The sequence below is a fragment of the Bacillus sp. sid0103 genome (assembly GCF_019219025.1).
Window position 1 is genome coordinate 40,292 of sequence record NZ_JAHUWN010000015.1, and the last position, 23,455, is coordinate 63,746.

Sequence of the window (23,455 nt, forward strand, 5' to 3'; positions counted from 1 at the left end):
AATCGGTTATAATGGGTATTAGGAATTAGCTGGCAAAAGAGGTGAAATATCATGATAATAATGAACAACACCGTTTATGAAATCGTCCAAGAACATCGAAACGGATTTAATGAAGAAGCCCTTAAAGGAAGGTTTAGTGATATTTTGACAAGATATGATTATGTAGTAGGGGATTGGGGATATGGTCAACTCCGCTTAAAAGGATTTTTCGAAGACCAAAACCAAAAAGCTACCTTCGATACAAAAATAAGCACGCTGAGTGAATATCTTTATGAATACTGTAATTTTGGCTGTGCTTATTTTGTATTGAAAAAAGTAAAAAAATAAAAAAGGGTCAGCGAGCTGGCCCTTTTTTATGTTGATTCTGTATAAGGCGGCTGTTGATCCTCTGCAGGGTCATCATGAGGTGGATGGGCCCCTTCCATTTCCCGTGGAAGATTCTGATGCAGGCTTTTATTTTCATAATTAAAAGCACTATATGACCGTTGCCCTTCTTCCCACGGGGTGCTTTTATTCTGAACTGGTTCGTTTTGACGGATTGGCGAACCATATGGACCTTCGGGAAAATCTTCAGCTGTTATAAAATTCTTTTGTTTTTCAACATTGGATAATTCCGTATATTTTTCTTCTTTATTTTCTGTCATGATTGACGCCCCCTTTAGCACTATTATTTTCAAAGGGAAGGTAATTCATGACCCTTTACACGATTTCCATTAAAAAGGACCGTAATTCCTCTGCTTCTTCCTCATTTAATTGAAAAGCGTACTCTATATACCCTTCCTCTTGTAGATCATCTAAACCGATAATCGCGAACCGGTTGCCTTGCATATCAAGCACAAGATGTTTACCGTAATGGCGGTCACTTTTAACAATCGCTAAATCAAAGCGTTGATTTTCACCAACAAAGCTGACAAATCTGGTTTTTGTATCTTCTGTATCATCGTATAAGAAAAAGCGTTCTTGCATTTAATGGTCTCCTTTAATTAAAATAGTTATTTTCACATCTTCTATATAGTAACAAATAAAGCGAACCTAGGGGAGTACAGAATTCTACACAATTTTCAAAAGTTTTTAGTAAAGAAAAAAGCGAATAATGTCAAATTATGCTACAATTAATCTAAATTTCCGAAAGTTGACATCGAGAGGAAGGATGGAATGATCCATTGTTACATGGAAAAGGTTAAAAATATACTACAATGGGTAAAGATATTGTTACCTCTTTCGTCCATCCGTTTTTATCCTCCTCAATTTATATTGCGAAATCCTGTGTTAGAAGGTGTAACAGCAGCTATTAACAATGGATATGATGTCGCGGTACTGGTTTTTAATTTAAAGGATATGAATGAAATAGTGGAGCAATACGGTCCATACCAGTATGGACAAATACATAAGCAAATAAAAAAAACCTTTCGTAAAACCATAGAACAGCAAATCGCCAATCAGGATATTATCACCCTTCATGATTATTACGAAGAGGGACTGACTCTTTTTATAAAAGTGGATTATCTTCACCATTCCCTCTCTGAAATAAATACGATTATGGGTAAAATAATATACAACGTAGAAAAAAGCCTTTATCACCTTTACCCCACCTTACAGCCTGAGTTTGAATCAGGATATATGTTTGTGGAAAAAAAGAGCTTTTCCATCATCCATTCTGTCGAAAGTGCCCGCCGGCAGGCGATTACGATGGCGGAAAAAAGAGTAAAATCGGAATGGAATGAAATGGTTTTCTCAATGAAACAAATCGTTTTAAAGAAGGATATTAAATTATTAGCACAACCCATTATTGATGTAGCAACAAAAGAAGTTAAAGCTTTGGAAATGCTTACGCGCGGACCAGATGGAACGATATTAGAGAGCCCCTTATCATTGTTTTCGGTTGCGAGGCAAACAGGTTTATTGTACGAACTTGAAATACTCGTCATTGAGAAAGTTTTAAAACAAATAAAAGCAACAAGATGCCGGCAAAATATTTTTGTTAATTGTACCCCGTTAACACTTGGAAATATTCGGTTTCCTCGTGATTTAAAAAAACTAATGCAGCAATATGCCAGTATTTCTCCTAACCAAATAACGATTGAGATAACGGAAAATGATTCAATCGAGGGCTTAAAGAATTTTATCTATAACATTAAGATGCTTCGCTTAATGGGGTTTAAAATTGCTATGGACGATACAGGTTCAGGGTATTCCAGTTTGAGTATTATCAGCGAAATCATGCCAGATATTATTAAAATTGACCGTTCTGTCATTTCAAATATTGATAAAAATTCGGTCAAAGAATCTATGTTACAGGGGTTAATGCTGATTGCAAGAGAAGCGGGTTCCCTTGTGGTCGCAGAAGGCATTGAAAACGAGGAAGAGGCATCTGTACTAAGGAGAAATAATGTAGACTTGGCACAAGGATTCTTTTATGCTCGGCCATCTGCATTTGTAAAGATTTAATCATCCTAGAAAAATCAAGAAAAGGTGATCATATGTATTTTGTTGATAGGGAGAAAATTGAAGAGATACTGAATTATTTAGAAATGCAAATCCGACTCTTTTTAAGTCAAAAAGAGTGGTCCACCCCGCTCGAAAAGGCAGCATTAGAGCGAGTGAACCATATCATGATTGAGTCCGTGCTCGACGTCGGAAATTCGATGATTGATGGGTTTATTATGCGTGACCCAGGGAGTTATGAAGACATCATTGATATTTTAATGGACGAAAAAGTAATTTCAACTGAAACGGGCAATTGCCTAAAGATCCTGATTCAATATCGGAAAAAGCTAGTCCAATTTTATACAGATGTTGACCATCATGATCTTCAGCAGACGTTTTCAAAGCATATCCATGAGTTGGTGAACTTTGCGTCCAACGTCCGTGAGTATCTCGCAACTGAATTAGGTCCGGTTTCGGCGTTTAAAAACTGATAATAAGACCGTTTGTGCGGTCTTTTACTTTATTTAAGAACTAAACCTTTAGGAGTGATTATTTATGAAAAAATACAAAGGGTATTTAATTGATTTAGATGGAACAATGTATAAAGGCTCAGAGCGGATTGAAGCCTCATCAGACTTCGTGAAGAAACTCAGGGACCTACAAATCCCTTATCTTTTTGTGACCAATAATTCATCAAGGACGCCGGCACAGGTGGCTGAAAAGTTAACTCAGTTTGATATCCCCGCACAAGAGAAGCAGGTTTTTACAACGAGCCAAGCAACGGCCAATTATATTTATGAACGGAATAATGATGCAACCGTATATGTGATTGGAGAAGAGGGGATTCGGACGGCGATAGCTGAAAAGGGCCTAAAATATGGCGGAGAAGATGCCGAGTTTGTCGTGGTCGGAATCGATCGAGAAATTAGTTATGAAAAATTGACGGTCGCCTGTTTGGCCGTTCGTAACGGTGCGACGTTCATTTCAACAAATGGAGATATCGCCATTCCAACTGAACGAGGGCTGGTCCCTGGGAATGGTTCACTAACATCCGTGATTACGGTTTCCACACAAACTAAACCGATTTTTATTGGCAAGCCTGAATCCATTATTATGGAACAGGCTTTAAAGGTCTTAGGGACTGCTAAGGAAGAGACATTAATGGTCGGCGATTATTATGACACCGATATCCTAGCAGGCATGAACGCAGGGGTGGATACATTATTGGTACATACAGGGGTTACGACAAAAGAACTGTTAGCTGGCTATGACCGAATGCCAACTTATACGATTGATTCCTTAGATCAATGGGAGATGTAAAAAAGGATGGGGGAACCCATCCTTTTTTTAAATATGGATAAAAATTGAGTTAGTACTCTGAATCCAGCTCCAGCGCCCAGCGGCTAGTGTACTTCGCTCTCCGCCCTACGATAAGTCAACATCGAATCGCTAACGCTCTCCGTGTTGTCTAGCTACAGCGCCTAGGGGCTCGGGGTCATAAGCCAATCCGTCAAGAAGGTTAAAGAGCAACCTTCTCGCCGGCTCGTCTTATGCCTGTCGCCCCTGGACAAGTCGCTTCCGCTTTTCAGTTTTCTTTTATCTCAGTTGGAGCGCTCCAGTCCATACGCCGCTAAACGGGCGCTTGCGCTTTTTGTTGTTATTTCCCTTCACGTGCGGCCCGGTGAGCAAGTCTGCTGGATGCCGCAGCAGCAATTGCCCCAACGATATCATCTAAAAAAGTATGGCATTCTCCTGTTGATTTATCATTTAAATGCGATAATATTCCTGGTTTTAACTTGTCGATATAACCGTAATTCGTAAAACCGATTGATCCGTAAACATTGACAATCGAAAAGGCTAGAATTTCATCCACACCATAGAGGCTTTCATCTGTGCCAATGATCGATTGAAGAGGCTCTTCGAGCATTCCTTTTTCGGCAAGTATATCGAGCTGTATTCCTGTTAAAATTGCATTCTGAACCTCACGTTTTGAAAGAACTCGTTCCACGTTGGCTAAACAGTCTTCCATTTTCAAGTTCTCGTGATATTTTTCCTGCAAAAAGAAAACTAAATCAGCGATATCCTGTACTTCGACGCCTCTTTCTTTCAGCCATCTGCGTGCCGTTTCTTCGGTTAGATTTACGTTTTTGTCGTCTGCCATTCCTCTGATCACCTTTTCTATGGATTTTCACTATATATATACTGTATTATTCTAACTTATGCAAATTCATTCTAAAAAAGAGCATAGTTAAAGCCTTATATTATCCTTCATTTTTCAACGTTATTCAGGAACAAGTTTTATGAAGCTAAAACATATACATGAAGTAAGAAAAGGGAAAGAAATGAGGTGGACCCTATGCTGCAGAAAATGCTGGAAAATCAATATGGCATTTCGGTCGATGAATATGTAAAACTAGATACGTATGACGCGTTAAGAGGGAATGGCTGGCTCTATTTAATCTCGAGACCAACAGGCAAGGAAGAAGAAGATATTGTCGAACTTGAAAAAATCGCCGAGCATTTACGAAATTATGGCGATCAAAATGTCCCTGTCTTTTTGCCCACCAAAGAAGGTCAATTTATTACGGAATGGGAAAAAAGTAAATATTGTGTCCTTGCCAATCGGCAAATGGAAGAACAAAAGAAAATTAAATTGGGCAGGAAATTGGCTAAATTCCATGAGCGAGGCAGAAAGGTTCCCTTTCAAATTGAGAGGTCAAGCAGGATCGGACAATGGAAGTCATTATGGGAGAAGCGGCTGGAGCAAATGGAAAAGGTATGGAATGGTCTTCTGTTTCAAACACCGGAAGATGAATTCCAACGGATGTTTATTGATTCTTTTCCGTATTACCTTGGCTTAACGGAGAACGCTATTCAATATTTAGTGGATACAGAGATTGATGATGAACCACTTGATACGGATAGCGGTACCGTTTGTCATGAACGTTTTACTCAAAAGACCTGGGGGCCGGTCAATCATTATATGATCAAAAATCCGTTCGATTGGGTACTTGACCATCGCAGCCGAGATATAGCTGAATGGACAAGGGAAAGATATTTTCACAATTCCCAAACCTATGATGTGGAATTAAAGCGCTTTTTTGAAGAGTATCAAAGTATTGCTCAGTTGTCGCCTTTTTCCTGGCGGTTGTTGTATTCCCGTTTGATTTTCCCGCTCCATTACTTTGAATGTATTGAAAGTTATTATATAACTACATCGGAACAGGATAAAAAGATATTGGAAGAAAAGTTAATGAGAATTTTACGGCAGTCCGGTGAATATGAACGGTTTTTGGCTCGCTTTTATCAACTAACAGATGCGCCGATTAAGCGTTTAAAATTGCCCCTATTGGAATGGCTTTACTAAATAAAAAAAGCGATTACCTTGGGGTAATCGCTTTTTTATTAGAATACTTGCTCTACTTCAACAATGCCTGGTACTTCTTCTAAAAGTGCTCTTTCGATACCAGCTTTAAGAGTGATTGTTGAACTTGGGCAGCTGCCGCATGCACCTAGCAGGCGAAGTTTGACAATGCCATCCTCAACATCTACTAATTCACAATCTCCGCCGTCGCGAAGAAGAAATGGACGTAATTTATCTAATACTTCTTGAACTTGTTCAAAGATTTCTTGTTCTGCCAAATTAATCGACTCCCTTCCTATAATTTATATTATAATGTCATCATCGTGAAAAATCCATTATCAGAAATTAGGAAAACACAGATTTATAGACATTTCCTTGGTTATTTTCGTAAAAATGAGTTAACCTGAAATAAAAAGACAGGAATGATTAGATGAATAGAACTGAAGTAGAAATTGTAGTTTATGGGGCTGAACAATTGTGCCCGAGCTGTGTAAATTTACCATCTTCCAAAGAAACATTTGAATGGCTGGAAGCGGCTATCGCCAGAAAATTTCCTGACCAGCCCTTTAAAATGACGTATGTTGACATTTATCAACCGGCAGGGGAGAGCGAAAAACGTAACTTTGCCAAAAAAGTAATTGAGGAGGATATGTTTTATCCGGTGGTAGTCGTCAAAGAAAAAATTGTTGGCGAAGGGAACCCGCGATTAAAGACCATTTTTTCCGAACTAGAGAAATACGGTTATCAGGCTATATAAAACAAAAAAGCATTCCACGAAAAGGAATGCTTTTTTGTCTGAATTCAGCCGTCATAAAACGAAAGCGGAATTTATGATCACCCATTATGGAATTTGTACATCCACAGTATACCGGATTTAAGCAGACGGGCGACACGACCTGTAATGGCGCGGTCAGCCATCATCCCAAACCCATGCTTTTTGCCAAGGGAACCAAGGATTCCCTTTAATTTAATTTGTGGGAAGGAGGTTGGAGGCTCTTCGCCTTTCCAACGTCTTTTTAATACTTCGACAATTTGTTCTGCTTGTCCTTCCGCTAATTGTGCACTTGGTGCATGAGGAAGACTTGCACAATCTCCGACTATAAAGATGTGTTCATCATTTGGTAAATGGTGGAGTGGGGTTAAAACGAGTCTTCCCATTCCATCTTTTTCCCCGTCCATATTGCGGACAATTTTATTGGCTTGGATTCCTGCTGTCCAGACGATTACATCACAATGGATCGGCACATCGTGATTATATAATAAATTTTCTTCGACCTTGGTAATATTAGAGCTGTTTATTATTTCAACATTGTTCTTTACAAACCAATTTTCTACATATTTGCTTAACCGTTCCGGGAACGAGGAGAGGATATGCTTGCCTCTATCAAATAATTTGATGGTTAAATCATCCCGGCTTTCACTTAATTCACTTGCTAACTCTACGCCGCTGAGACCCGCCCCAACAATGCCAACAACGGAGCCAGGGCCCAAATTGTTTAAAACGGAGTAGGTAAGTCGAGATTTTTCAATAGACTGTATACTGTAAGTAAACTGATCCGCTCCGGGGACATCATGATACTTGTCCTCACAGCCAAGACCAATGATTAATTCATCATAGACAATCGGTTCGGCGTCTTTTAGTATTATCTGTTTTTCAGTTGTCTGAATACCGATAACCTCACCATACATTACTTTTAGTCGTGGGTGTTCCGGAAAAGCAACCCTTACTTCTTTGTCAGAGATTGTTCCTGCAGCTAATGCGTAGTACTCCGTTTTTAAGCAATGGTAGGGTACACGGTCCACAAGTGTTATAATCACGTCTTCTGGTAAATGGTTTGGGAGAAGCTCGCTTAATATCTTCATCCCGCCGTAGCCGCCACCTAGAATTACAAGGTTTTTCATTTTTATTTCCCCTTTTAGTATCAGGTTTTCATATTTAGAGTTGGCTAAAGTGTCAAAAAATAAATTCTAAAATAATAATTCCGTTCCTTTTCCAAATACGAGTATAGCGGAATTGTGTCGAAATAACAACAAAATTCATGATTTTCTTGACATTGAGATAGTAATCATGGTATTTGACGGAGCAGTATAAATAGAGTAGGATAATTAGTTGTGGAGAGGTGAAAGCAATGATTCAACCCATCATCGAATTTTGCGTAAGCAATCTTGCGAATGGTGCACAAAAGGCACTGGAGAAATTAGAAAAAGATCCTAATTTGGATATTATTGAATACGGATGTCTTGGATATTGCGGAAAATGTGCGTCCGCGCTATATGCACTCGTTAACGGAGAAGTAGTAACTGGGAAAACTCCTGATGAGCTGGTCGATAACATTTATCAGTATTTAGAAGAAAATCCGATGTTTTAAGATAAGCGGAAACACCCCTAGGGGTGGAGCTGGACAATAAATATAGGGGGAGCATGCCGCTCCCTTATTAATATATATGGCATAAAATAATTAATGGAAACTGATTATTTGAGTAGTGAATAAACTCTGTATATAATTTAAGAAAAGCCTCATATCGGGAGGGAATATTATGAGTAATGATGTAGTTATTTTAACAGAAGCAGCATCGTTGCATATTAAAGAAATGATGAAGCATAACGAAGAAGAAGGTGCACTGTTGCGTGTAAGTGTAAAAGGCGGCGGCTGCAGCGGTTTATCCTATGGGATGGGTTTTGATCATACAGTAAATGATGATGATTTGAAGATTGAACAATTTGGAATTCAGATTTTAGTTGATAAAGAGAGTGCAGCCATTTTACAAGGAACCAAAATTGATTATAAAGAATCAATGATGGGCGGAGGCTTTACGATTGAAAATCCTAATGCGATCGCATCATGCGGATGCGGTTCATCATTCCGTACGGCTACAGCTACAGGTACTCCGGAAGAATGCTAATTATTAATGAAAAAAGCGTCCACAATGGGGGACGCTTTTTTCATTATCTCCTCTAGGAAAACTCCGTCTATACTGACGCTGCCACTTTAATTATTGAACATAGACGAGCTGTGTAATGGCTGAATTTTGGCTTTTGGATCAATAAACGCTTTTGCGTTATTAACAGCTGTTGGTGCTTCACCAAAGCCGCACGCGATTAACTTTACTTTACCTTCATACGTGCAAATATCACCCGCACCATATATTCCAGGAATGTTTGTTTCCATTTTCGAATTAACGACAATCGAATTCTTTTCGATTTCTAAGCCCCATTCCTTAATTGGTCCTAACGAAGAGACAAATCCATAGTTACAAATAACGGCATCCACATCTAGTGTTACTTTCTCATCACCAGTAACGGTTTCAAGAACAACCTGTTTAATGCCGCTTTCATCACCAATTAGTTCAGCAGGTACATAAGGTGTTTTCACATCCACTTTTGAGTTAAATAAGTTTTCAACACTATGCTCGTGTGCACGGAACTTATCTCTACGGTGGACAATTGAAACTTGTTCTGCAATAGGCTCAAGCATTAAGGCCCAGTCAACTGCAGAATCGCCGCCGCCAAAAACAACCACTTTTTGACCGGCAAATTTATTTAAATCCTCGATAAAGTAGTAAAGATTTTTACGCTCATATTGAGCCGCACTTTCGAGTTCTAGACGTCGTGGTTGGAATGCACCATTTCCAGCTGTAATAATAATGGTTTTAGAATAATGGACTTCTTTATTCGTTGTTAATTTAAATGTTCCATCTTCCAGCTTTTCCAATTTTTCAACAGATTGCTCAAGTGCAACTGTTGGTTCGAATTTGCTCATTTGTTCTTTTAAATTATTTATTAATTCTTGTGCACGGATTTTTGGGAAACCGGCAACATCGTAAATATATTTTTCCGGATAAAGCGCTGATAATTGACCGCCTAATTGTGGTAAACTCTCAATAATTTTCACCGATGCTTGTCTCATTCCACCGTAAAAGGCAGTAAAAAGACCAGTTGGACCCCCACCAATGATTGTTATGTCATAAACTTTTTGTTCTGCTTGCACTCCGTATCCCTCCAACCTGTAGTAACATCTCCATTCATTATAATATCACAAAATAGAAAATTCTCACATCTTTAAAGGGTAATATTCACAATTGAGGCAATTTTTAAAACATTGTTTATTAATCCTAATGTGATTCAATTTTCTCCATAACCTAAGAGAAAAATTTATGAAAATTGCTTGATAATCGTATAAAAGTAGCATAAGATGTATTGAGGATAGATTGTTAAATATTTGTGACATAAAAAGCACATTTTGGTGTCACAAAGTAAAATAATTACATTCTTACATTCTTAGCAAAATTCCTCGCTTGACCTATATTCATTCCAGGAAGTTCGTTTTTTTTAGTCATGTTCGTGAATTATATCACATACATTTTTTTATTATACAAAATAAAAATGGTCATTGCAGTGGAAACTAAGAAAAAAAGGGTTTATCTAAAAAATATTAAGGGTGGAAGTGATCACTTTGAGAAAGCCTAAAATTGTGATTCTTGGTGCTGGTTACGGTGGACTAATGACAACAGTTCGCTTACAGAAGTTAATCGGCGTTAATGAAGCTGACATTGTATTAGTGAATAAAAATGACTACCATTATGAAACCACATGGCTGCATGAGGCTTCTGCAGGAACATTGCATCACGACCGAGTACGTTATGATATCCGTGATGTAATCGACAGCAGTAAGGTGGATTTTGTTCAAGATACTGTAATGGAAATTAATAAAGATGAAAAGAAAGTTATTTTAGAAAAAGGCGAAGTCAACTATGACTACCTTGTTATTGCCCTTGGCGGTGAGCCAGAAACATTTGGAATTAAAGGATTAAAAGAATTTGCATTCGGAATCTCAAATGTAAATTCTTCACGTCAATTGCGTGAACATATTGAATACCAATTTGCCACATACAATATGGAAGAAGTGAAAAACGACAATCGTTTGACGATCGTTGTTGGTGGTGCTGGCTTTACAGGAATTGAATTCCTTGGTGAATTAACAAATCGAATTCCGGAATTATGCCATGAATATGATGTTGATTCTCACAAAGTAAAAATTATTTGTGTTGAAGCTGCCCCAACAGTACTTCCAGGTTTTGAACCAGAACTAGTGAATTATGCTGTGTCCCAATTAGAACGTAAAGGCGTCGAATTCTTAATCGGAACAGCGATTAAAGAATGTACTGAAGATGGCATTGTTGTAGCAAAAGGTGAAGAGGAGCCACGTGAAATCAAGGCTGGTACTGTAGTATGGGCCGCTGGAATTCGAGGGAACTCTATCGTAGAAAAATCAGGTTTTGAAGCAATGAGAGGCAGAGTAAAAGTTCAGCCAGATCTTCGCGTTCCTGGTTTCGATGATATCTTCATGATCGGTGACAGCTCTCTCATGATTAATGAAGAAATCAACCGTCCATATCCACCGACTGCACAAATTGCTATGCAGCAGGGTGAAGTATGTGCACGCAATATTGCGGCATTAGTACGTAATAAATCAGAGTTAGAAGTTTTCAAATTCGACAACAAAGGAACCGTTTGTTCCCTTGGTGAAGATGATGCAATTGGTGTTGTATTCGGTAAGAAAATAACAGGTGCAAAAGCATCCTTCATGAAAAAAGTAGTCGATAATCGCTCTCTTTACATGATTGGCGGCGCCGGACTTGTATTGAAAAAAGGGAAGTTTAACGTTTTCTAATAAGAAAAGGGCGAAAATTTCGTTTCAGGGACAGAGAAATCTGTCCCTTTTTGATATGATTAAATTAATTAATTCTGTGCAAGGGGGAGATTCGGTGAGTAATCGTGAAAAACGGGGCAAGGTTTGGTTAGCTGTTGCGGGGGTTGTAAAGTCAAAAGATGGGCAGTGGCTAGTTGTTAAGAAACGCTATGGAGGCCTAAAAGGCCAATGGTCGCTCCCCGCAGGCTTTGTTGAGATAGGAGAAACAGCAGATGAAGCCGTAATTAGGGAAGTCCTCGAAGAAACCGGCATCCAATGTCGGGTGAAAGGACTCATTGGGCTAAGGACCGGTGTAATCAATGGAGAAATCAGTGATAATTTACTCCATTTTCTTCTTGAACCCGTGAATGAAGTAGAGGTGAGCCATCAGGATAACGAGCTCTTTGAAGCAAAATTTATGGCACCGGAAGAGTTGCTCCTCGAAAAAGACGCATCCATTATCCTTCAATACCTGATCAGAAATGACATTACCTTCTCAAAGCAAGCTATAGAGGGTCTTAACCCTGGTGACCAGTTTGGCTATACAGCTTATAAATTATTTTTGTAATTTTTAGAAAATTCAAGGAACATCTCGTTATTGGAAGAAAACTTGACATGTATCCGCTTTCTCGTTCGAATTTGCCCAATTTCCGTCCTTTCCTTTTTAGCGAATTCTTGATATATTATCAGAAAATTAAGTTAATTAGTTGAGGAGATGAAAGAACCATGACAGTTAAAAGCGTAGATTCAAAGACTTGTGATTATTGTTCGGGGAAAGGTTATTTTCAACTGGTCCTAGGTGGATCCGAAACATGTAGTTGCTGTGGAGGAACTGGTAAGAAAAAAGAATAAGGCAGGTATTATTGTCTGAATCGATAACGACTCAATGCGCTTCTTCGAATCATTTTCGGAGGGCTTTTTTTTGTATGGGAAAGAAAAAATTTCGTTTATATTGACTCCTTTTTCGACATTCAGTACACTAAATGTTGATGTATAAGGGGGAATCTCGGATGCAAATGAGCATTGTTGTCTTAATCATATCGATTTTACTATTCTTTGTATTATTTTTTGGGATTGGATTTATTCTCAATATGCTGCTTAGAATGTCATGGGTTATGGCTGTAGTTTATCCTATTGTGGCAATTTTTATTGTAGATAAAGTGCGTTTTAGTGAGTATTTTACAAATAGTAAAATGGCATTTACTGATTTGGGCCAAAGATTTACTTCGTTAGCCACTGCAGATATTCTTATTTTAATAAGCGGACTAGCTGGCGCGGTTGCGGCAGGCTTCACAATCAAACTATTACGAAAAAATGGATATCAGATGTTTTAGGACTTTTACAATAGGTAAGAGTCTTTTTTTGTAAATTGATCCACTCCTGTAAAATTTTCCTTTTCCTTTTTTGAATATTTTCCTTCAGCTTGGGAATGAATATTTTGGGAGGAGTGAAAATTTTGATGAATAATATGAAACATTGGACAAGGCGTTTTGCCATGGTATGTCTCTTCTTAATGGCAGTCTTTGCGACCTTCCAATCAATCTCTGGAGTCAATGCACAATCGTTTTTAACCCAATTTGCGTCTGTTCTTGCTTCGACTGAACCTGTATCAGGAACACAAAGGTCCTTAGAGAACGAAATCGATTGGTCTAAATACCCTAAATTAACGGTTACTGCTACTGGTTATACTGCAGGAGTGGAATCAACAGGAAAAAGTAAAGGCCATCCTGAATATGGGATTACTTACTCGGGTGTAAAAGTAAAACGTGATTTATTTTCAACCATCGCAGCCGATTTAAATGTATTTCCAATCGGTACAATTCTCTTTATCCCAGGATACGGTTATGGTGTGGTTGCCGATAAAGGCGGGGCCATAAAAGGGAATGAACTAGACCTCTATTATGAAACTGTTGAAGATGTTTATAATAAGTGGGGGAAAAAGGAACTCGATATCTATGTGGTACAAAAAGGAAATGGAAAACTGACTGAACAAACACTGAAGGACTTAAATGAGGATAAATCGATGCAAGTTTTCCGTGGACAGTATATTAGTTCTGAAAAAAGATAGAAGCAGGCTGCGGGCCTGTTTTTTATTTTTACTAGAAGATTTAAGATAATTAGTTGCTCGAAATAAGCACGGTTATTCGCTATAATTAAACACGAATAATATGGAGGTGAGGTAGTTTGTTTTATGTTAAACAGGAATTAGAACTATCAACAGAGCAGGAAGGTTTAGTCATAGGCCTTTTTGATAAACCAGAAAAATTTTCTGGAAAATTAGCTATCATCGATGAGAAGTTTAATGGGCAGTTAACGGAATTGGTAAAATCGGGTGATATATCTGCTAAATTAAAGAGTAACAGTAAAGTACATAGTTTAGGTAAAATCGGTCCAAAGCGAATTTGGTTTGTAGGTCTTGGGAAAGAGAAGGAGTTTTCTTTTGAAACATTAAAATCAGCGTTTGGCCGGCTTTTTAAAGAAGTGAAAGCAAGTAAGCTTGAAGAAATTGCGGTTTATTTAGATTCCTTTACATCCGAGAAAGTTGATGCTTTAGATGCAGCGCATGCGATGAGTGAAGCCTTTGCCCTCTCCACTTATCAATTTGAAGGGTACAAACAAAAATCGAATGAACCGGAGAAAAAGCTGGGTCAGCTAACGATTTATTGTGATACCGTAGAAGCAGAAGAAGTCCAAGCCTCGTTAACCGTAGGATATGCGTTTGGAAGAGGGACTAATTCAGCACGAACACTCGTGAACATTCCGGGCAATCTGTTAACGGCAACAGATATGGCTAATTACGCACAGGAACTAGGGAGTAAATATACATTCGAAGTGGAAATCTTAGAAAAGGCCGAAATAGAGAAACTCGGAATGGGAGCATTCCTTGCAGTGAACCAGGGGTCAACAGAACCGCCGAAAATGATTGTCATAAAATATCAAGGAAAAGATGAATGGACAGATGTCATCGGCTTAGTAGGCAAAGGGATTACTTTTGATACGGGCGGTTATTCCATAAAAACTAAATCAGGGATCGTGGGGATGAAAACTGATATGGGTGGAGCAGCAGCGGTTTTAGGCGCAATGGAAATCATCGGGGAGATACAGCCCGAGCAAAACGTGGTCGCGGTCATTCCTTCTACAGATAATATGATTAGCGGCCATGCCTTTAAGCCTGATGATGTAATTACATCAATGAGCGGTAAAACCATTGAGGTATTAAATACGGATGCTGAAGGCCGCCTTGTTTTAGCAGATGCGGTCACCTATGCTAAACATCATGGCGCCGATTACCTTGTTGATGTGGCTACGTTAACCGGTGGAGTCATTACGGCCCTCGGCCTCCATACGACAGGGGCAATGACCAATCATGAACCATTATATGATCAAGTCTTGGAGGCTTCTAGAGAAGCAGGCGAGCAGATGTGGCAGCTGCCATTGTTTGAAACGGAGATTGAGCGAGTTAGAAACAGTAAAGTCGCCGATTTAAATAATTCCCCTGGCAGTGAAGGCCATGCGCTTGTTGCTGGTGCATTTATTGGTGAATTTGCAGAAGGCACACCTTGGGTCCACTTAGATATTGCCGGGACAGCCACTACTTCGAAGGCATATGATTTAGGTCCTGCCGGTGCAACCGGAGTCATGACCCGTACCCTTGCCTTATTTGTAGAACGGTTTGAACCAATCAAATAATTACTTTTACTGTCCTCATAAGTACCTTTTGAGGACAGTTTTTTTATTCTACGGGATTCCTCGGTGAATAGCTACTAATGTAAGATAAAGCTCTCTTTTTGCCCGGAGCCTCCGTCCCAAGGCCAGCAGGGTAAGATACCTCCTACATCTCTGACTAAATCTCCATTTTCGGATGTTTAGTTTGCCCACTCCAAACCCCTTCATGTCGCATATGAAATAGTGTAGGCAAGTATAGAGGAAGGAGGTTTGCTGCATGTATCCTTATTATCGGAATCCTCATCAGGGAGGGGACCAAAGATTTATTGGCTTTGGTTTTGGATTGCCGTTACTTGGCGGCTTTTTAGGCGGCTTATTAGGAGGCGCGTTAATTAGCCGGCCATTTTATGGCGGTTACGGATATCCTGGTTTTTATCCACCACCACCGCCGTTTGGCGTTCCAGGCCCGTTTCCAGGCTACGGTGCCCCATATTATTACTAAAACGAAAAAAACAGCTCTTGGGCTGTTTTTTTATGGAAAAAGTGATGATTTAAAGGAAAATACGTTTATAAAGCGAATAGTTTATATAGATAGCATCAGCTTACATACAGGAGGAATCAAAATGATTGAAAATACATTACTTCAGTCACTTGGAATTGAAATAACCCAACTCGAAAAGGGAAAGGTAATGGCAACCATGCCTGTGGATGGGCGAACTCTCCAACCGCACGGCATCCTGCACGGCGGGGCATCTGTTGCATTGGCAGAAACGGTTGCTAGTGTAGGTGCCTATGAACTAGTAGATAAAGAAACAGAGGCTGTTGCCGGGTTAGAGATTAATGCAAATCATGTTCGTCCTAAATCTGAGGGTCAGGTTACAGCCATTGCTACTGTACTGCATCAAGGTAAAACAACCCAAGTGTGGGATATTAAAATCACAGACGAGCAGGATCGCCTTATTTGCGTATCAAGATGTACCATGGCAGTCATTAAATTGAAAAAATAAGCATAATTTAAATTGGAATGGAGTTCATAGCCATTCTTTTTTATTTATATTGATTAAAAATTTAAAAAATTAACTTTAATTTCGTGTTATAATATAAGAAAAAATAGAAAAATAGCACAATTTTTTGTACATGTTTCTTTATATAATGTAGTAAGAGGAAACGTAAAGGTGGTGAAATTGATGAGGGCAAGACGGCAATATTTGTTTATCGATTTTGAGTTTACAATGCCTGAACGGAATGTTCGCATGAAGGATTTTTATGCGGAAATTATCGAAGTCGGAATTGTTGCGGTCGTTGATGACCAAGTGACAGAACAATTTTCATCCTTTGTTACTCCTCTTAAGTTCCCAAAACTTACTGAACGCTGTAAATCCTTTTTACATATTTCTCAGCAGCAGGTAGACAATGGGTTATCTATTTTTGAGCTTGTGAAGAAATTGGAGGAGTTCAATAAGCAGAATTATGAAACAACCATTGTTACTTGGGGAAATATGGATATGAAGGTGCTTCGGCATAATTGTTTAAAGGCAGGGGTTCCATTTCCCCTAAAAGCAGCTGAATTGGATCTTTCCATGGAATATAAACGGTTCTTTGGTGATCAGAACCAAACCGGCCTCTGGAAGGCGGTTCAGGAATATGGAAAAGAAGGGACAGGCAAACATCACCGGGCACTAGACGATGCATTGACTACCTTTAATATATTCAAACTCGTTGAAAAGGATAAACGTTATTTAGAAAAACCAGAACCAACAACCATTGGGGACCGGATTGATTTCTCCAAGTTATTAAGCGAATTCGCATAAAAGGCCAAATCATTCATATTGATTTGGCCTTTTATGTTATAACAAGGTCTCAGTTCGGAGTGCACCAGCCCCGGCAGAACAGGCCTTACGCTTTTAGTTTATAATCCCTCTCAAGCGATTCCAAGGCTCTTAGACTCATCTCAGCCCATTCTGAAGGTGTTTCTGCTAATTCCTGTTTCATTTTGGCTAACGTCTCTTTTAACGATTCCAAATAATCAGGAACTTCATTTTCATAAGGCTTCACCATTTTGAAAGGAATATTCGCTTGCTCACGATAACTGAGTGCTTTTCTCTCATGAAAAAAAAGCACATCCGCATCTTTAGGGTTATGTAAATCTCCTTGCATTGGATGTTTAAGTACAGCAAGAACCCTCACTAAATAATGCTGAGGGCGTACATCTGTTATTTCCCCGATATATTTCCCCGTTTTATAAATGGCAGTAACAATCTGACCGATATGCAATTCTGACATCACCAACACCCCTCACGACAATGATTTATAATTTAAAACAGTCTAGCTGCGGCTCCTAAAAAAGGCCTCTCGCTTTTCCTCTTCCATTTTAATATGAAACATAGTAAATTAAAAACAATGTGAAAAATAAAATTTCGGTTAAAGTGAAAAAATTGGAGGAAAGATATATGAGAAAGAATCTGCAATTCTTCATAACATTATTTACAATTGTTTTAGTTTTGGCTGCCTGTGGGACAAGCACGAAGAAAGAAGAATCTGCACCTAAAACCACCGCGCCCAAAACAGAACAGAAGGAAGGGGAACAAAAAGTGACTAATGTCGTCTATCCTCAGCTTTCAACAGAAGTGCTTGATAATGAAAAGCTTGTTGAAATGGAAACGTCAATGGGAAACATCAAGATCAAATTGTTTCCAGAGTATGCCCCGAAAGCTGTTGAGAACTTTGTAGAACATGGTAAAAAAGGTTACTATGATGGATTGATTTTTCACAGGGTCATTAAAGATTTTATGATTCAGGGTGGTGACCCGAGTGGTAACGGGACTGGCGGGGAGAGCATTTACGGACAGCCTTTTGAAGATGAATTTTCTAAAAACCTGTATAATCTCCGTGGTGCCTTATCGATGGCTAATTCGGGCAGCAACACGAATGGAAGTCAGTTTTTTATTGTCCAAAGCTCGTCACTGGATCCAGCCATGAAAGAACAAATGGAAAAAGCAGGCTATCCAAAAGATATTATTGAAGCTTATGATAAAAACGGTGGCACACCATGGCTCGACCATCGTCATACTGTTTTTGGCCAAGTAATTGAAGGCATGGATGTCGTAGATAAAATTGCAGACACTCCTGTTGGTGCCCAAGATAAACCCGAAAAAGACGTTATCATTAAGAAGATTAAGGTGTTAGAAGAATAACCAAGTGGTATGAAATGTTTTTTATTGCTATAATTAATTTTTAGAGCATGTCCTTTAGAGAAAGGGAGAGAAAAATGTTTCAGCCATCCGTACTTTCGTTATTTTTATACTTTCCAGAAGATAAATCAGAATATATACCTGCTGCGATCAGCTTGTTGATTTTCATAATCGGTGCCTTTCTTACGATGCGTTTAATCGTATTGGTCTCGAAACGGGAGGCTAGAAAGGCAAAAGAATTAGAAGAACAATTGAAAAATCAAGAGCACTCTCAAAGGAACAGTTAACCCGATACTGTTCCTTTTTCTTTTATTCTTCGATTGGATAAAGGAGAGAGGGATTGACCATACTAAGGGCAAATTGTCTAGTGTGGGGGTATACATATGAAGAAAAGCTGGTTGATCATTCCACTGCTCATTCTTACAGGATGCACTGAAAAGAATATCAGAAAGCTTGATGTGGAGATGTATAACGCGGTCGGGGATTCCCTCGGTAAAGTAAAGGTAGCTGAGCAAGCTAGCGGCGTAAAATTATCAGTAGATTTAAAGGGCCTTACCGCGGGGGAACATGCCATTCATATCCATAACAGTGGAAAGTGTGAAGCCCCAGATTTTAAATCAGCAGGAAATCATTTTAATCCCGATAATAAGGAACATGGGCTTCTCCACCCTAAAGGTGCCCATGCAGGGGATTTACCTAACTTAATTGTTGATGATGATGGGTCTGTAAAAGCTGATTTAATGGCACCCAATGTAACCTTAAAAGATGGAAAGACATCATTGTTTACTAAAGAGGGAACAACGATCGTGATTGATGAAAGAAAAGATGATGGTATGACACAGCCTTCAGGAGACTCTGGAAAACGGATTGCCTGTGGTGAAATTACAAAAAATAAACAAGCTGGTCAGAAGAAAGCACAAGATGAGAAATAATATTTTGAAAGGCTATCAACTAAACGTGATAGCTTTTTTTAGTTGTGAGGATTTTCATTGTTATAGTTGATGGTTTTTATTTTTTTCTTAAAATTAGGTAAGAATCTAAGCTTATCCTAAAAGTGGACATACACTAGCATGGAGACGGTTTAGGAGGCGATAAGTTTGGAAAAAAGACAATTCTTTGGAGGATATCCGGGACAACCTGGATACCAGCAAATGGGAGGCTATCCGCAAATGGGAGGCTATCCGCAAATGGGAGGCTATCCGCAAATGGGAGGCTACCCACAAATGGGAGGCTATCCGCAAATGGGGGGCCACCCACAAATGGGAGGCTATCCGCAAATGGGAGGCCACCCACAAATGGGAGGCTATCCGCAAATGGGAGGCCACCCACAAATGGGAGGCTATCCGCAAACGGGAGGCCACCCACATATGGGTTATCCACAAATGGGAGGCCACCAAATGCCTGGCTATTCCCCTATGATGGGCGGTCAACAGACTGGATTCCCACAAGGCATGGGTGGTTCCCAGCAAAGTGGACAAAAACCACCAACGTTTGGCCAGCGAAAAGATAAGAAGTAACCATGAACAACTAGGATTTGTTGCATTGAAAACTGTCCCTTTCATAAAGGGGCAGTTTTCATATACCTTGATTTATCCCCTCTTTTTCCCGACAATAAGTATATATACTAGTTAATAATACATAGGAGTGTGTGCAGCAAAATGGAGAACAAACTGTATTATCAGGATCCATATTTACGAACATTTATAGCAAAGGTGGTAAAACAAGAACAAAATACTGCTGGCAACTGGTACGTTGTATTAAATCAAACCGCCTTTTATCCTACCGGCGGCGGTCAGCCACACGACTTGGGAACGCTTGCTGATAGAAATGTACTAAATGTCGAAGAAATCGATGGAGAAATTCGTCATTATTTGGACAGGCCGTTAGATGACGTTGAAAAGGAAGTCATCGGGAAGATCGATTGGAAAAGACGCTTGGATCACATGCAGCAACATGCTGGCCAGCATATTTTATCTGCCGCTTTTGATCACCTATTTACGTACAAAACGGTCGGGTTCCATTTAGGTGCTGAGCTGCTCACAATCGATTTAGAGACGGAAAATCTTAGCCAGCAACAAGTACAGGAGGCTGAGGAACTTGCCAATCAAATCATCCTAGAAAACAGGCCGATCGAGACCAAATGGGTGACGGAAGATGAACTGTCTCATTATAAGCTCCGTAAAGAGACAAAAGTTAAAGAGGATATCCGACTAGTGATTATTCCTAATTTTGATGATAATGGTTGCGGCGGGACCCATCCAAAGGGGACTTTCGAGGTACGCGCGATAAAAGTATTAGATTGGGAACGTCAAAAGAAAAAGGTGCGTGTTCAATTTGTTTGTGGAAACCGGGTGGTTACACAACTGGGGCAAAAACAAAAGGTTCTTCTAGAATTAACGAAACTCCTCAATGCACCTGAAAAAGAAATGGAGCAAGCAGTCCTTCGTCTTCTTGAAACGAACAAGGCAATAGAAAAAGCCCTTGAACAAACACAGGAAAATCTCCTTCATTATGAGGCGAAAGACTTACTAGGAAGAGGGAATGATAAGGAGCAGTATAAGCTCGTCAGGGAAGTGTTTCAAAATCGATCCATTCAAGAACTGCAGAAGCTGGCCCGGATCATTACTACTGAAGAAGAGAACGCTATTGTTTACTTTGTGTCTGAAAATGATAACCGGCTCCAGCTTGTTTGTGCGCGTGGACAGGTTGGAACAGAAAGCATGAAAAAAGTCATCGCCAATGTCCTTCCACTTATTAACGGAAAGGGCGGGGGAAATGATTCCTTTGCCCAGGGCGGCGGTGAGGCACTACTGTCTGGGGAGCAAATGCTTCAGCAGATTTTAGAAAAAACACGCTAGCTCAAAAAAACAGGCCTCCAATCCAGGAGGCCTATTATGCTTAATTAAGGCTCTTTACGGAAACTATGTTTTATCTTCGATGTTGAGTGGTTACTTCAATCTCTAATCAATTTGGTAAACCACTTTTTTCTCTGCATTTGTTTATAGCCCCCTTTAAGGTTGATACTTGAATTTTATAATCTAGGAATTTACAATGATATTAAAAAAATGATATTTTTAACATTTTTTTAAGGTGAATGTGGATGAAAATGAAAAATAATAATTCATGCGATTTTTTGAGTAAAGTATACGGGAGTTACACCAGGGCAATATAAAAGTGCTTATATAACAAAAGGGAAGATTGGGCTTGAAGCAAATTATTAGGATAAGAGGGTGAAGTCAATGGGTTTTTTAGATGGTTTAATGGGGAATGCCTCCGAAGTGAATGTCTCTGATGTCCAGAGAGAATTCGGGAAAGTCCTTTCACCGAATGAAAACATAGATAAAGCGTACAAGTTAATTCGTGATATGTTTATTTTCACCAATAAACGCTTAATCCTAGTGGATAAACAGGGATTAACGGGGAAAAAGGTAGAGTATCATTCTATTCCATATAAAAGCATTACTCATTTCAGTATTGAAACCGCAGGTAACTTTGATTTAGATGCTGAATTGAAAATTTGGATATCTGGGAATGCATTGCCACTTCAAAAGCAATTTAATAAGAACTTGAACATCTATGAACTTCAAAGTGTTCTTGCGGAATATGTGCTAAAATAAGTTCAATACGCATGGGTTAAAATTATGCAATAAATTAGGGGTTAAAGACAATGAGAAAAGAATTGCAGACGAATTTACAATATGTGGATATATTAAATGAGTGGGACCCATTCCGATTAACGAATGGTGGATATGACACAGAAATCGCTGATACGATTCAAGCGATCCATGAACTCGATGATTCTAATGAGTTGGCGAAAAGAATTCAAAGCATTTATGAATTTTCATTTGAAAAAATCATACCGATCGAAGAATGTTTAAAAATAGCCAAAGAATTATTAATGATAAAAACAAATGATGCTTGTTCCATTTAATAGTACAAGCAAAAAAAGGACATTCCAATAATGAATGTCCACTTCAAAAAGGGGGAATACTAGAAAGCCTTATGATATAAGGTTAACCAGTATTCCTTTCTTTTATACAGTTGTGAACAGAAAAAATGATTTTTTTACCAAATTATTTTTTTATCACTATTTCTGTTCTAATAATTCTGCAGCAGGAAGATCTAAAACAGTAGATAACTTTAACAATGTTTGTGTGCTTGGAACTTGTTCCCCAGATTCGTACTTTTCAATGGTTTGGATTCCCACTCTTACCTTTTGTGCCAGCTCCTCCTGAGACATGTTGAGCATTTCGCGGGCATTTTTAATGGTTTGGCCGATTGTATTCAAACTGATTCACCTCTCCTTTAAAAATAGATTTCCTCACTATTAGTTTAACACGTTTGGTAAATCTTTCTTTCCTTTTCCTTGAACAATCTGTTAAGAATTAACTTTTGAATTAATTTACTCCCTTTCCGTGGGATCGCCCGTTTGGCGCCTCCTCGGTCTTCCTCACTAAGGGGTTTCACCTGCTCAGTGCCCGCATGAGTCTCAAGAATTTTGCTAAATCATTCCTTTTGCAGGGAAGTTTATTCTCATTCCTTTTTGATTTAAGGGATTCTTTGTGATATAGTATTATAATGCGTATATAAGGGATAAAATAATTATTTAATTAGGAGTGTTTTCATGTCAGAAAAGATCGAAACTGGAAGTATTTTAACAGGTAAGGTAACAGGAATTCAACCATATGGAGCGTTTGTAGCGCTAGACGATAATACTCAAGGCCTTGTCCACATTTCTGAAATTACACATGGTTACGTTAAAGATATTAATGACCACCTTAAAGTAGGGGACGAAATCAAGGTTAAAGTTTTATCAGTAGATGAAGGTGCAGGGAAAATTGGACTTTCCATCCGTGCCACAGAGGAAGCTCCTGTTCAACAGGCTGCTCCAAAAGCAAAGAAGCCTCGTAAACGCCAAGTGGCAGCGATTATTCCGGAAGTGGAAGGCCAACAAGGTTTTAACACATTAAAAGATAAACTGCAAGAATGGATTGACCAGTCACAACGATAAGATTTAATAAAAAAATAATTTCAAGAGAAGCCTAGACCCAATGCGTTAATTTGCATGGGGCTAGGCTTTTTTTATTTTACAATTCCACAAAATATACAAAAACAGA

At 39.0% G+C, this 23,455-nt stretch carries 31 protein-coding genes and 2 pseudogenes; 25 read left to right on the top strand and 8 right to left on the bottom strand.

The window, feature by feature from the left end:
- Positions 1-51 precede the first annotated feature (51 nt).
- A complete protein-coding gene (locus KW850_RS17140; RefSeq protein WP_218348790.1) occupies positions 52-327 on the top strand; it encodes a YutD family protein in 276 nt (91 codons plus the stop codon).
- A 26-nt stretch (positions 328-353) separates the two neighbouring features.
- On the opposite strand, the gene KW850_RS17145 is transcribed toward KW850_RS17140, so the two are convergent.
- Both KW850_RS17145 and KW850_RS17150 read right to left on the bottom strand, forming a co-directional pair.
- Positions 354-644, bottom strand: coding sequence for a cytosolic protein (locus KW850_RS17145; protein ID WP_218348791.1), 291 nt, complete (start codon positions 642-644; stop codon positions 354-356).
- A 55-nt stretch (positions 645-699) separates the two neighbouring features.
- Positions 700-966: a DUF3055 domain-containing protein gene (locus KW850_RS17150; RefSeq protein ID WP_218348792.1), complete on the bottom strand. Its 267-nt coding sequence runs from the start codon at positions 964-966 to the stop codon at positions 700-702.
- Positions 967-1,155: 189 nt separating this feature from the next.
- Here KW850_RS17150 and KW850_RS17155 point away from each other — a divergent pair, with 189 nt between their 5' ends.
- The 3 genes from KW850_RS17155 (at position 1,156) to KW850_RS17165 (ending at position 3,747) form a co-directional block, all read left to right on the top strand.
- Positions 1,156-2,448 carry an EAL domain-containing protein gene (locus tag KW850_RS17155; protein ID WP_218348793.1) on the top strand — a complete coding sequence of 431 codons (1,293 nt, stop codon included), beginning with the start codon at positions 1,156-1,158 and terminating at the stop codon, positions 2,446-2,448.
- Positions 2,449-2,480: 32 nt separating this feature from the next.
- Entirely contained in the window at positions 2,481-2,918 is a 438-nt protein-coding gene (locus KW850_RS17160; RefSeq protein ID WP_218348794.1) for a DUF86 domain-containing protein, read from the top strand.
- A gap of 64 nt (positions 2,919-2,982) precedes the next feature.
- Positions 2,983-3,747: a TIGR01457 family HAD-type hydrolase gene (locus tag KW850_RS17165; RefSeq protein ID WP_218348795.1), complete on the top strand. Its 765-nt coding sequence runs from the start codon at positions 2,983-2,985 to the stop codon at positions 3,745-3,747.
- 337 nt (positions 3,748-4,084) lie between these two features.
- Here KW850_RS17165 and KW850_RS17170 read toward each other — a convergent pair whose 3' ends face one another.
- Positions 4,085-4,588: a phosphatidylglycerophosphatase A family protein gene (locus KW850_RS17170; RefSeq protein WP_218348796.1), complete on the bottom strand. Its 504-nt coding sequence runs from the start codon at positions 4,586-4,588 to the stop codon at positions 4,085-4,087.
- Positions 4,589-4,783: 195 nt separating this feature from the next.
- Here KW850_RS17170 and yutH point away from each other — a divergent pair, with 195 nt between their 5' ends.
- Positions 4,784-5,794 carry a spore coat putative kinase YutH gene (yutH, locus tag KW850_RS17175; protein ID WP_218348797.1) on the top strand — a complete coding sequence of 337 codons (1,011 nt, stop codon included), beginning with the start codon at positions 4,784-4,786 and terminating at the stop codon, positions 5,792-5,794.
- Positions 5,795-5,832: 38 nt separating this feature from the next.
- On the opposite strand, the pseudogene KW850_RS17180 reads toward yutH, so the two are convergent.
- A pseudogene (locus KW850_RS17180) lies at positions 5,833-6,057 on the bottom strand (NifU family protein); the annotation flags it as partial.
- 164 nt (positions 6,058-6,221) lie between these two features.
- Here KW850_RS17180 and KW850_RS17185 point away from each other — a divergent pair.
- Entirely contained in the window at positions 6,222-6,548 is a 327-nt protein-coding gene (locus KW850_RS17185; protein WP_218348799.1) for a YuzD family protein, read from the top strand.
- Positions 6,549-6,625: 77 nt separating this feature from the next.
- Here KW850_RS17185 and KW850_RS17190 read toward each other — a convergent pair whose 3' ends face one another.
- Positions 6,626-7,693 (bottom strand): NAD(P)/FAD-dependent oxidoreductase, encoded by a 1,068-nt coding sequence (locus KW850_RS17190; protein ID WP_218348800.1) that lies wholly within the window; start codon positions 7,691-7,693, stop codon positions 6,626-6,628.
- A 227-nt stretch (positions 7,694-7,920) separates the two neighbouring features.
- Between KW850_RS17190 and KW850_RS17195 the strand changes: the two genes are divergently transcribed.
- Together KW850_RS17195 and erpA are read left to right on the top strand one after the other, a co-directional pair.
- Positions 7,921-8,160: a YuzB family protein gene (locus tag KW850_RS17195; RefSeq protein ID WP_218348801.1), complete on the top strand. Its 240-nt coding sequence runs from the start codon at positions 7,921-7,923 to the stop codon at positions 8,158-8,160.
- A gap of 169 nt (positions 8,161-8,329) precedes the next feature.
- A complete protein-coding gene (erpA, locus tag KW850_RS17200; RefSeq protein ID WP_218348802.1) occupies positions 8,330-8,695 on the top strand; it encodes an iron-sulfur cluster insertion protein ErpA in 366 nt (121 codons plus the stop codon).
- Positions 8,696-8,781: 86 nt separating this feature from the next.
- Here erpA and KW850_RS17205 read toward each other — a convergent pair whose 3' ends face one another.
- Positions 8,782-9,780 carry an NAD(P)/FAD-dependent oxidoreductase gene (locus KW850_RS17205; protein WP_218348803.1) on the bottom strand — a complete coding sequence of 333 codons (999 nt, stop codon included), beginning with the start codon at positions 9,778-9,780 and terminating at the stop codon, positions 8,782-8,784.
- Between the two features lie 465 nt (positions 9,781-10,245).
- Between KW850_RS17205 and KW850_RS17210 the strand changes: the two genes are divergently transcribed.
- From KW850_RS17210 to kapD, 9 genes are all read left to right on the top strand, one after another.
- Positions 10,246-11,463 carry an NAD(P)/FAD-dependent oxidoreductase gene (locus KW850_RS17210; protein ID WP_218348804.1) on the top strand — a complete coding sequence of 406 codons (1,218 nt, stop codon included), beginning with the start codon at positions 10,246-10,248 and terminating at the stop codon, positions 11,461-11,463.
- Positions 11,464-11,518: 55 nt separating this feature from the next.
- On the top strand, positions 11,519-12,049 hold the full coding sequence (locus tag KW850_RS17215; RefSeq protein WP_218348805.1) for an NUDIX domain-containing protein: 531 nt from the start codon (positions 11,519-11,521) through the stop codon (positions 12,047-12,049).
- A gap of 158 nt (positions 12,050-12,207) precedes the next feature.
- Complete coding sequence (locus tag KW850_RS17220) at positions 12,208-12,333, top strand: YuiA family protein (RefSeq protein WP_218348806.1); 126 nt, start codon at positions 12,208-12,210, stop codon at positions 12,331-12,333.
- A gap of 158 nt (positions 12,334-12,491) precedes the next feature.
- Entirely contained in the window at positions 12,492-12,815 is a 324-nt protein-coding gene (locus KW850_RS17225; protein ID WP_218348807.1) for a YuiB family protein, read from the top strand.
- 125 nt (positions 12,816-12,940) lie between these two features.
- Positions 12,941-13,549, top strand: coding sequence for a 3D domain-containing protein (locus KW850_RS17230; protein WP_218348808.1), 609 nt, complete (start codon positions 12,941-12,943; stop codon positions 13,547-13,549).
- Between the two features lie 116 nt (positions 13,550-13,665).
- Positions 13,666-15,171, top strand: coding sequence for a leucyl aminopeptidase (locus tag KW850_RS17235; RefSeq protein ID WP_218348814.1), 1,506 nt, complete (start codon positions 13,666-13,668; stop codon positions 15,169-15,171).
- A 253-nt stretch (positions 15,172-15,424) separates the two neighbouring features.
- The gene (locus KW850_RS17240) at positions 15,425-15,649 is read left to right on the top strand and encodes a hypothetical protein (protein WP_218348815.1); all 225 of its coding nucleotides are present in this window, start codon (positions 15,425-15,427) and stop codon (positions 15,647-15,649) included.
- Positions 15,650-15,770: 121 nt separating this feature from the next.
- The gene (locus KW850_RS17245) at positions 15,771-16,154 is read left to right on the top strand and encodes a hotdog fold thioesterase (RefSeq protein WP_218348816.1); all 384 of its coding nucleotides are present in this window, start codon (positions 15,771-15,773) and stop codon (positions 16,152-16,154) included.
- 180 nt (positions 16,155-16,334) lie between these two features.
- Positions 16,335-16,958, top strand: a complete 624-nt coding sequence (kapD, locus tag KW850_RS17250; protein WP_218348817.1) for a 3'-5' exonuclease KapD — start codon at positions 16,335-16,337, stop codon at positions 16,956-16,958.
- A gap of 85 nt (positions 16,959-17,043) precedes the next feature.
- On the opposite strand, the gene kapB is transcribed toward kapD, so the two are convergent.
- Complete coding sequence (gene kapB / locus KW850_RS17255; RefSeq protein WP_218348818.1) at positions 17,044-17,430, bottom strand: kinase-associated lipoprotein KapB; 387 nt, start codon at positions 17,428-17,430, stop codon at positions 17,044-17,046.
- A 167-nt stretch (positions 17,431-17,597) separates the two neighbouring features.
- On the opposite strand from kapB, the gene KW850_RS17260 reads away from it, so the two are divergent.
- From KW850_RS17260 to KW850_RS17290, 7 genes are all read left to right on the top strand, one after another.
- The gene (locus tag KW850_RS17260) at positions 17,598-18,341 is read left to right on the top strand and encodes a peptidylprolyl isomerase (RefSeq protein WP_218348819.1); all 744 of its coding nucleotides are present in this window, start codon (positions 17,598-17,600) and stop codon (positions 18,339-18,341) included.
- A 74-nt stretch (positions 18,342-18,415) separates the two neighbouring features.
- Positions 18,416-18,625 (top strand): hypothetical protein, encoded by a 210-nt coding sequence (locus KW850_RS17265; RefSeq protein ID WP_218348820.1) that lies wholly within the window; start codon positions 18,416-18,418, stop codon positions 18,623-18,625.
- A 96-nt stretch (positions 18,626-18,721) separates the two neighbouring features.
- Positions 18,722-19,270, top strand: coding sequence for a superoxide dismutase family protein (locus KW850_RS17270; protein ID WP_218348821.1), 549 nt, complete (start codon positions 18,722-18,724; stop codon positions 19,268-19,270).
- Positions 19,271-19,435: 165 nt separating this feature from the next.
- Positions 19,436-19,855 carry a polyadenylate binding domain-containing protein gene (locus KW850_RS17275; RefSeq protein WP_218348823.1) on the top strand — a complete coding sequence of 140 codons (420 nt, stop codon included), beginning with the start codon at positions 19,436-19,438 and terminating at the stop codon, positions 19,853-19,855.
- 141 nt (positions 19,856-19,996) lie between these two features.
- On the top strand, positions 19,997-21,196 hold the full coding sequence (locus KW850_RS17280) for an alanyl-tRNA editing protein (RefSeq protein WP_218348824.1): 1,200 nt from the start codon (positions 19,997-19,999) through the stop codon (positions 21,194-21,196).
- Positions 21,197-21,577: 381 nt separating this feature from the next.
- A complete protein-coding gene (locus tag KW850_RS17285) occupies positions 21,578-21,955 on the top strand; it encodes a PH domain-containing protein (protein ID WP_218348826.1) in 378 nt (125 codons plus the stop codon).
- Positions 21,956-22,005: 50 nt separating this feature from the next.
- Entirely contained in the window at positions 22,006-22,269 is a 264-nt protein-coding gene (locus KW850_RS17290) for a DUF1871 family protein (RefSeq protein WP_218348828.1), read from the top strand.
- 162 nt (positions 22,270-22,431) lie between these two features.
- On the opposite strand, the pseudogene KW850_RS17295 reads toward KW850_RS17290, so the two are convergent.
- A pseudogene (locus KW850_RS17295) lies at positions 22,432-22,626 on the bottom strand (helix-turn-helix domain-containing protein); the annotation flags it as partial.
- Positions 22,627-22,962: 336 nt separating this feature from the next.
- On the opposite strand from KW850_RS17295, the gene yugI reads away from it, so the two are divergent.
- Positions 22,963-23,349: a S1 domain-containing post-transcriptional regulator GSP13 gene (gene yugI, locus KW850_RS17300; RefSeq protein WP_218348831.1), complete on the top strand. Its 387-nt coding sequence runs from the start codon at positions 22,963-22,965 to the stop codon at positions 23,347-23,349.
- The last annotated feature ends 106 nt before the right edge of the window (positions 23,350-23,455 follow it).

Bases quoted from the DNA above. Each gene is read 5' to 3' on its own strand.
- KW850_RS17140 (WP_218348790.1), top strand. From the start codon at position 52: ATGATAATAATGAACAACACCGTTTATGAAATCGTCCAAGAACATCGA.
- KW850_RS17145 (WP_218348791.1), bottom strand. From the start codon at position 644: ATGACAGAAAATAAAGAAGAAAAATATACGGAATTATCCAATGTTGAA.
- KW850_RS17150 (WP_218348792.1), bottom strand. From the start codon at position 966: ATGCAAGAACGCTTTTTCTTATACGATGATACAGAAGATACAAAAACC.
- KW850_RS17155 (WP_218348793.1), top strand. From the start codon at position 1,156: ATGATCCATTGTTACATGGAAAAGGTTAAAAATATACTACAATGGGTA.
- KW850_RS17160 (WP_218348794.1), top strand. From the start codon at position 2,481: ATGTATTTTGTTGATAGGGAGAAAATTGAAGAGATACTGAATTATTTA.
- KW850_RS17165 (WP_218348795.1), top strand. From the start codon at position 2,983: ATGAAAAAATACAAAGGGTATTTAATTGATTTAGATGGAACAATGTAT.
- KW850_RS17170 (WP_218348796.1), bottom strand. From the start codon at position 4,588: ATGGCAGACGACAAAAACGTAAATCTAACCGAAGAAACGGCACGCAGA.
- yutH (WP_218348797.1), top strand. From the start codon at position 4,784: ATGCTGCAGAAAATGCTGGAAAATCAATATGGCATTTCGGTCGATGAA.
- KW850_RS17185 (WP_218348799.1), top strand. From the start codon at position 6,222: ATGAATAGAACTGAAGTAGAAATTGTAGTTTATGGGGCTGAACAATTG.
- KW850_RS17190 (WP_218348800.1), bottom strand. From the start codon at position 7,693: ATGAAAAACCTTGTAATTCTAGGTGGCGGCTACGGCGGGATGAAGATA.
- KW850_RS17195 (WP_218348801.1), top strand. From the start codon at position 7,921: ATGATTCAACCCATCATCGAATTTTGCGTAAGCAATCTTGCGAATGGT.
- erpA (WP_218348802.1), top strand. From the start codon at position 8,330: ATGAGTAATGATGTAGTTATTTTAACAGAAGCAGCATCGTTGCATATT.
- KW850_RS17215 (WP_218348805.1), top strand. From the start codon at position 11,519: ATGATTAAATTAATTAATTCTGTGCAAGGGGGAGATTCGGTGAGTAAT.
- KW850_RS17220 (WP_218348806.1), top strand. From the start codon at position 12,208: ATGACAGTTAAAAGCGTAGATTCAAAGACTTGTGATTATTGTTCGGGG.
- KW850_RS17225 (WP_218348807.1), top strand. From the start codon at position 12,492: ATGCAAATGAGCATTGTTGTCTTAATCATATCGATTTTACTATTCTTT.
- KW850_RS17230 (WP_218348808.1), top strand. From the start codon at position 12,941: ATGAATAATATGAAACATTGGACAAGGCGTTTTGCCATGGTATGTCTC.
- KW850_RS17240 (WP_218348815.1), top strand. From the start codon at position 15,425: ATGTATCCTTATTATCGGAATCCTCATCAGGGAGGGGACCAAAGATTT.
- KW850_RS17245 (WP_218348816.1), top strand. From the start codon at position 15,771: ATGATTGAAAATACATTACTTCAGTCACTTGGAATTGAAATAACCCAA.
- kapD (WP_218348817.1), top strand. From the start codon at position 16,335: ATGAGGGCAAGACGGCAATATTTGTTTATCGATTTTGAGTTTACAATG.
- kapB (WP_218348818.1), bottom strand. From the start codon at position 17,430: ATGTCAGAATTGCATATCGGTCAGATTGTTACTGCCATTTATAAAACG.
- KW850_RS17260 (WP_218348819.1), top strand. From the start codon at position 17,598: ATGAGAAAGAATCTGCAATTCTTCATAACATTATTTACAATTGTTTTA.
- KW850_RS17265 (WP_218348820.1), top strand. From the start codon at position 18,416: ATGTTTCAGCCATCCGTACTTTCGTTATTTTTATACTTTCCAGAAGAT.
- KW850_RS17270 (WP_218348821.1), top strand. From the start codon at position 18,722: ATGAAGAAAAGCTGGTTGATCATTCCACTGCTCATTCTTACAGGATGC.
- KW850_RS17280 (WP_218348824.1), top strand. From the start codon at position 19,997: ATGGAGAACAAACTGTATTATCAGGATCCATATTTACGAACATTTATA.
- KW850_RS17285 (WP_218348826.1), top strand. From the start codon at position 21,578: ATGGGTTTTTTAGATGGTTTAATGGGGAATGCCTCCGAAGTGAATGTC.
- KW850_RS17290 (WP_218348828.1), top strand. From the start codon at position 22,006: ATGAGAAAAGAATTGCAGACGAATTTACAATATGTGGATATATTAAAT.
- yugI (WP_218348831.1), top strand. From the start codon at position 22,963: ATGTCAGAAAAGATCGAAACTGGAAGTATTTTAACAGGTAAGGTAACA.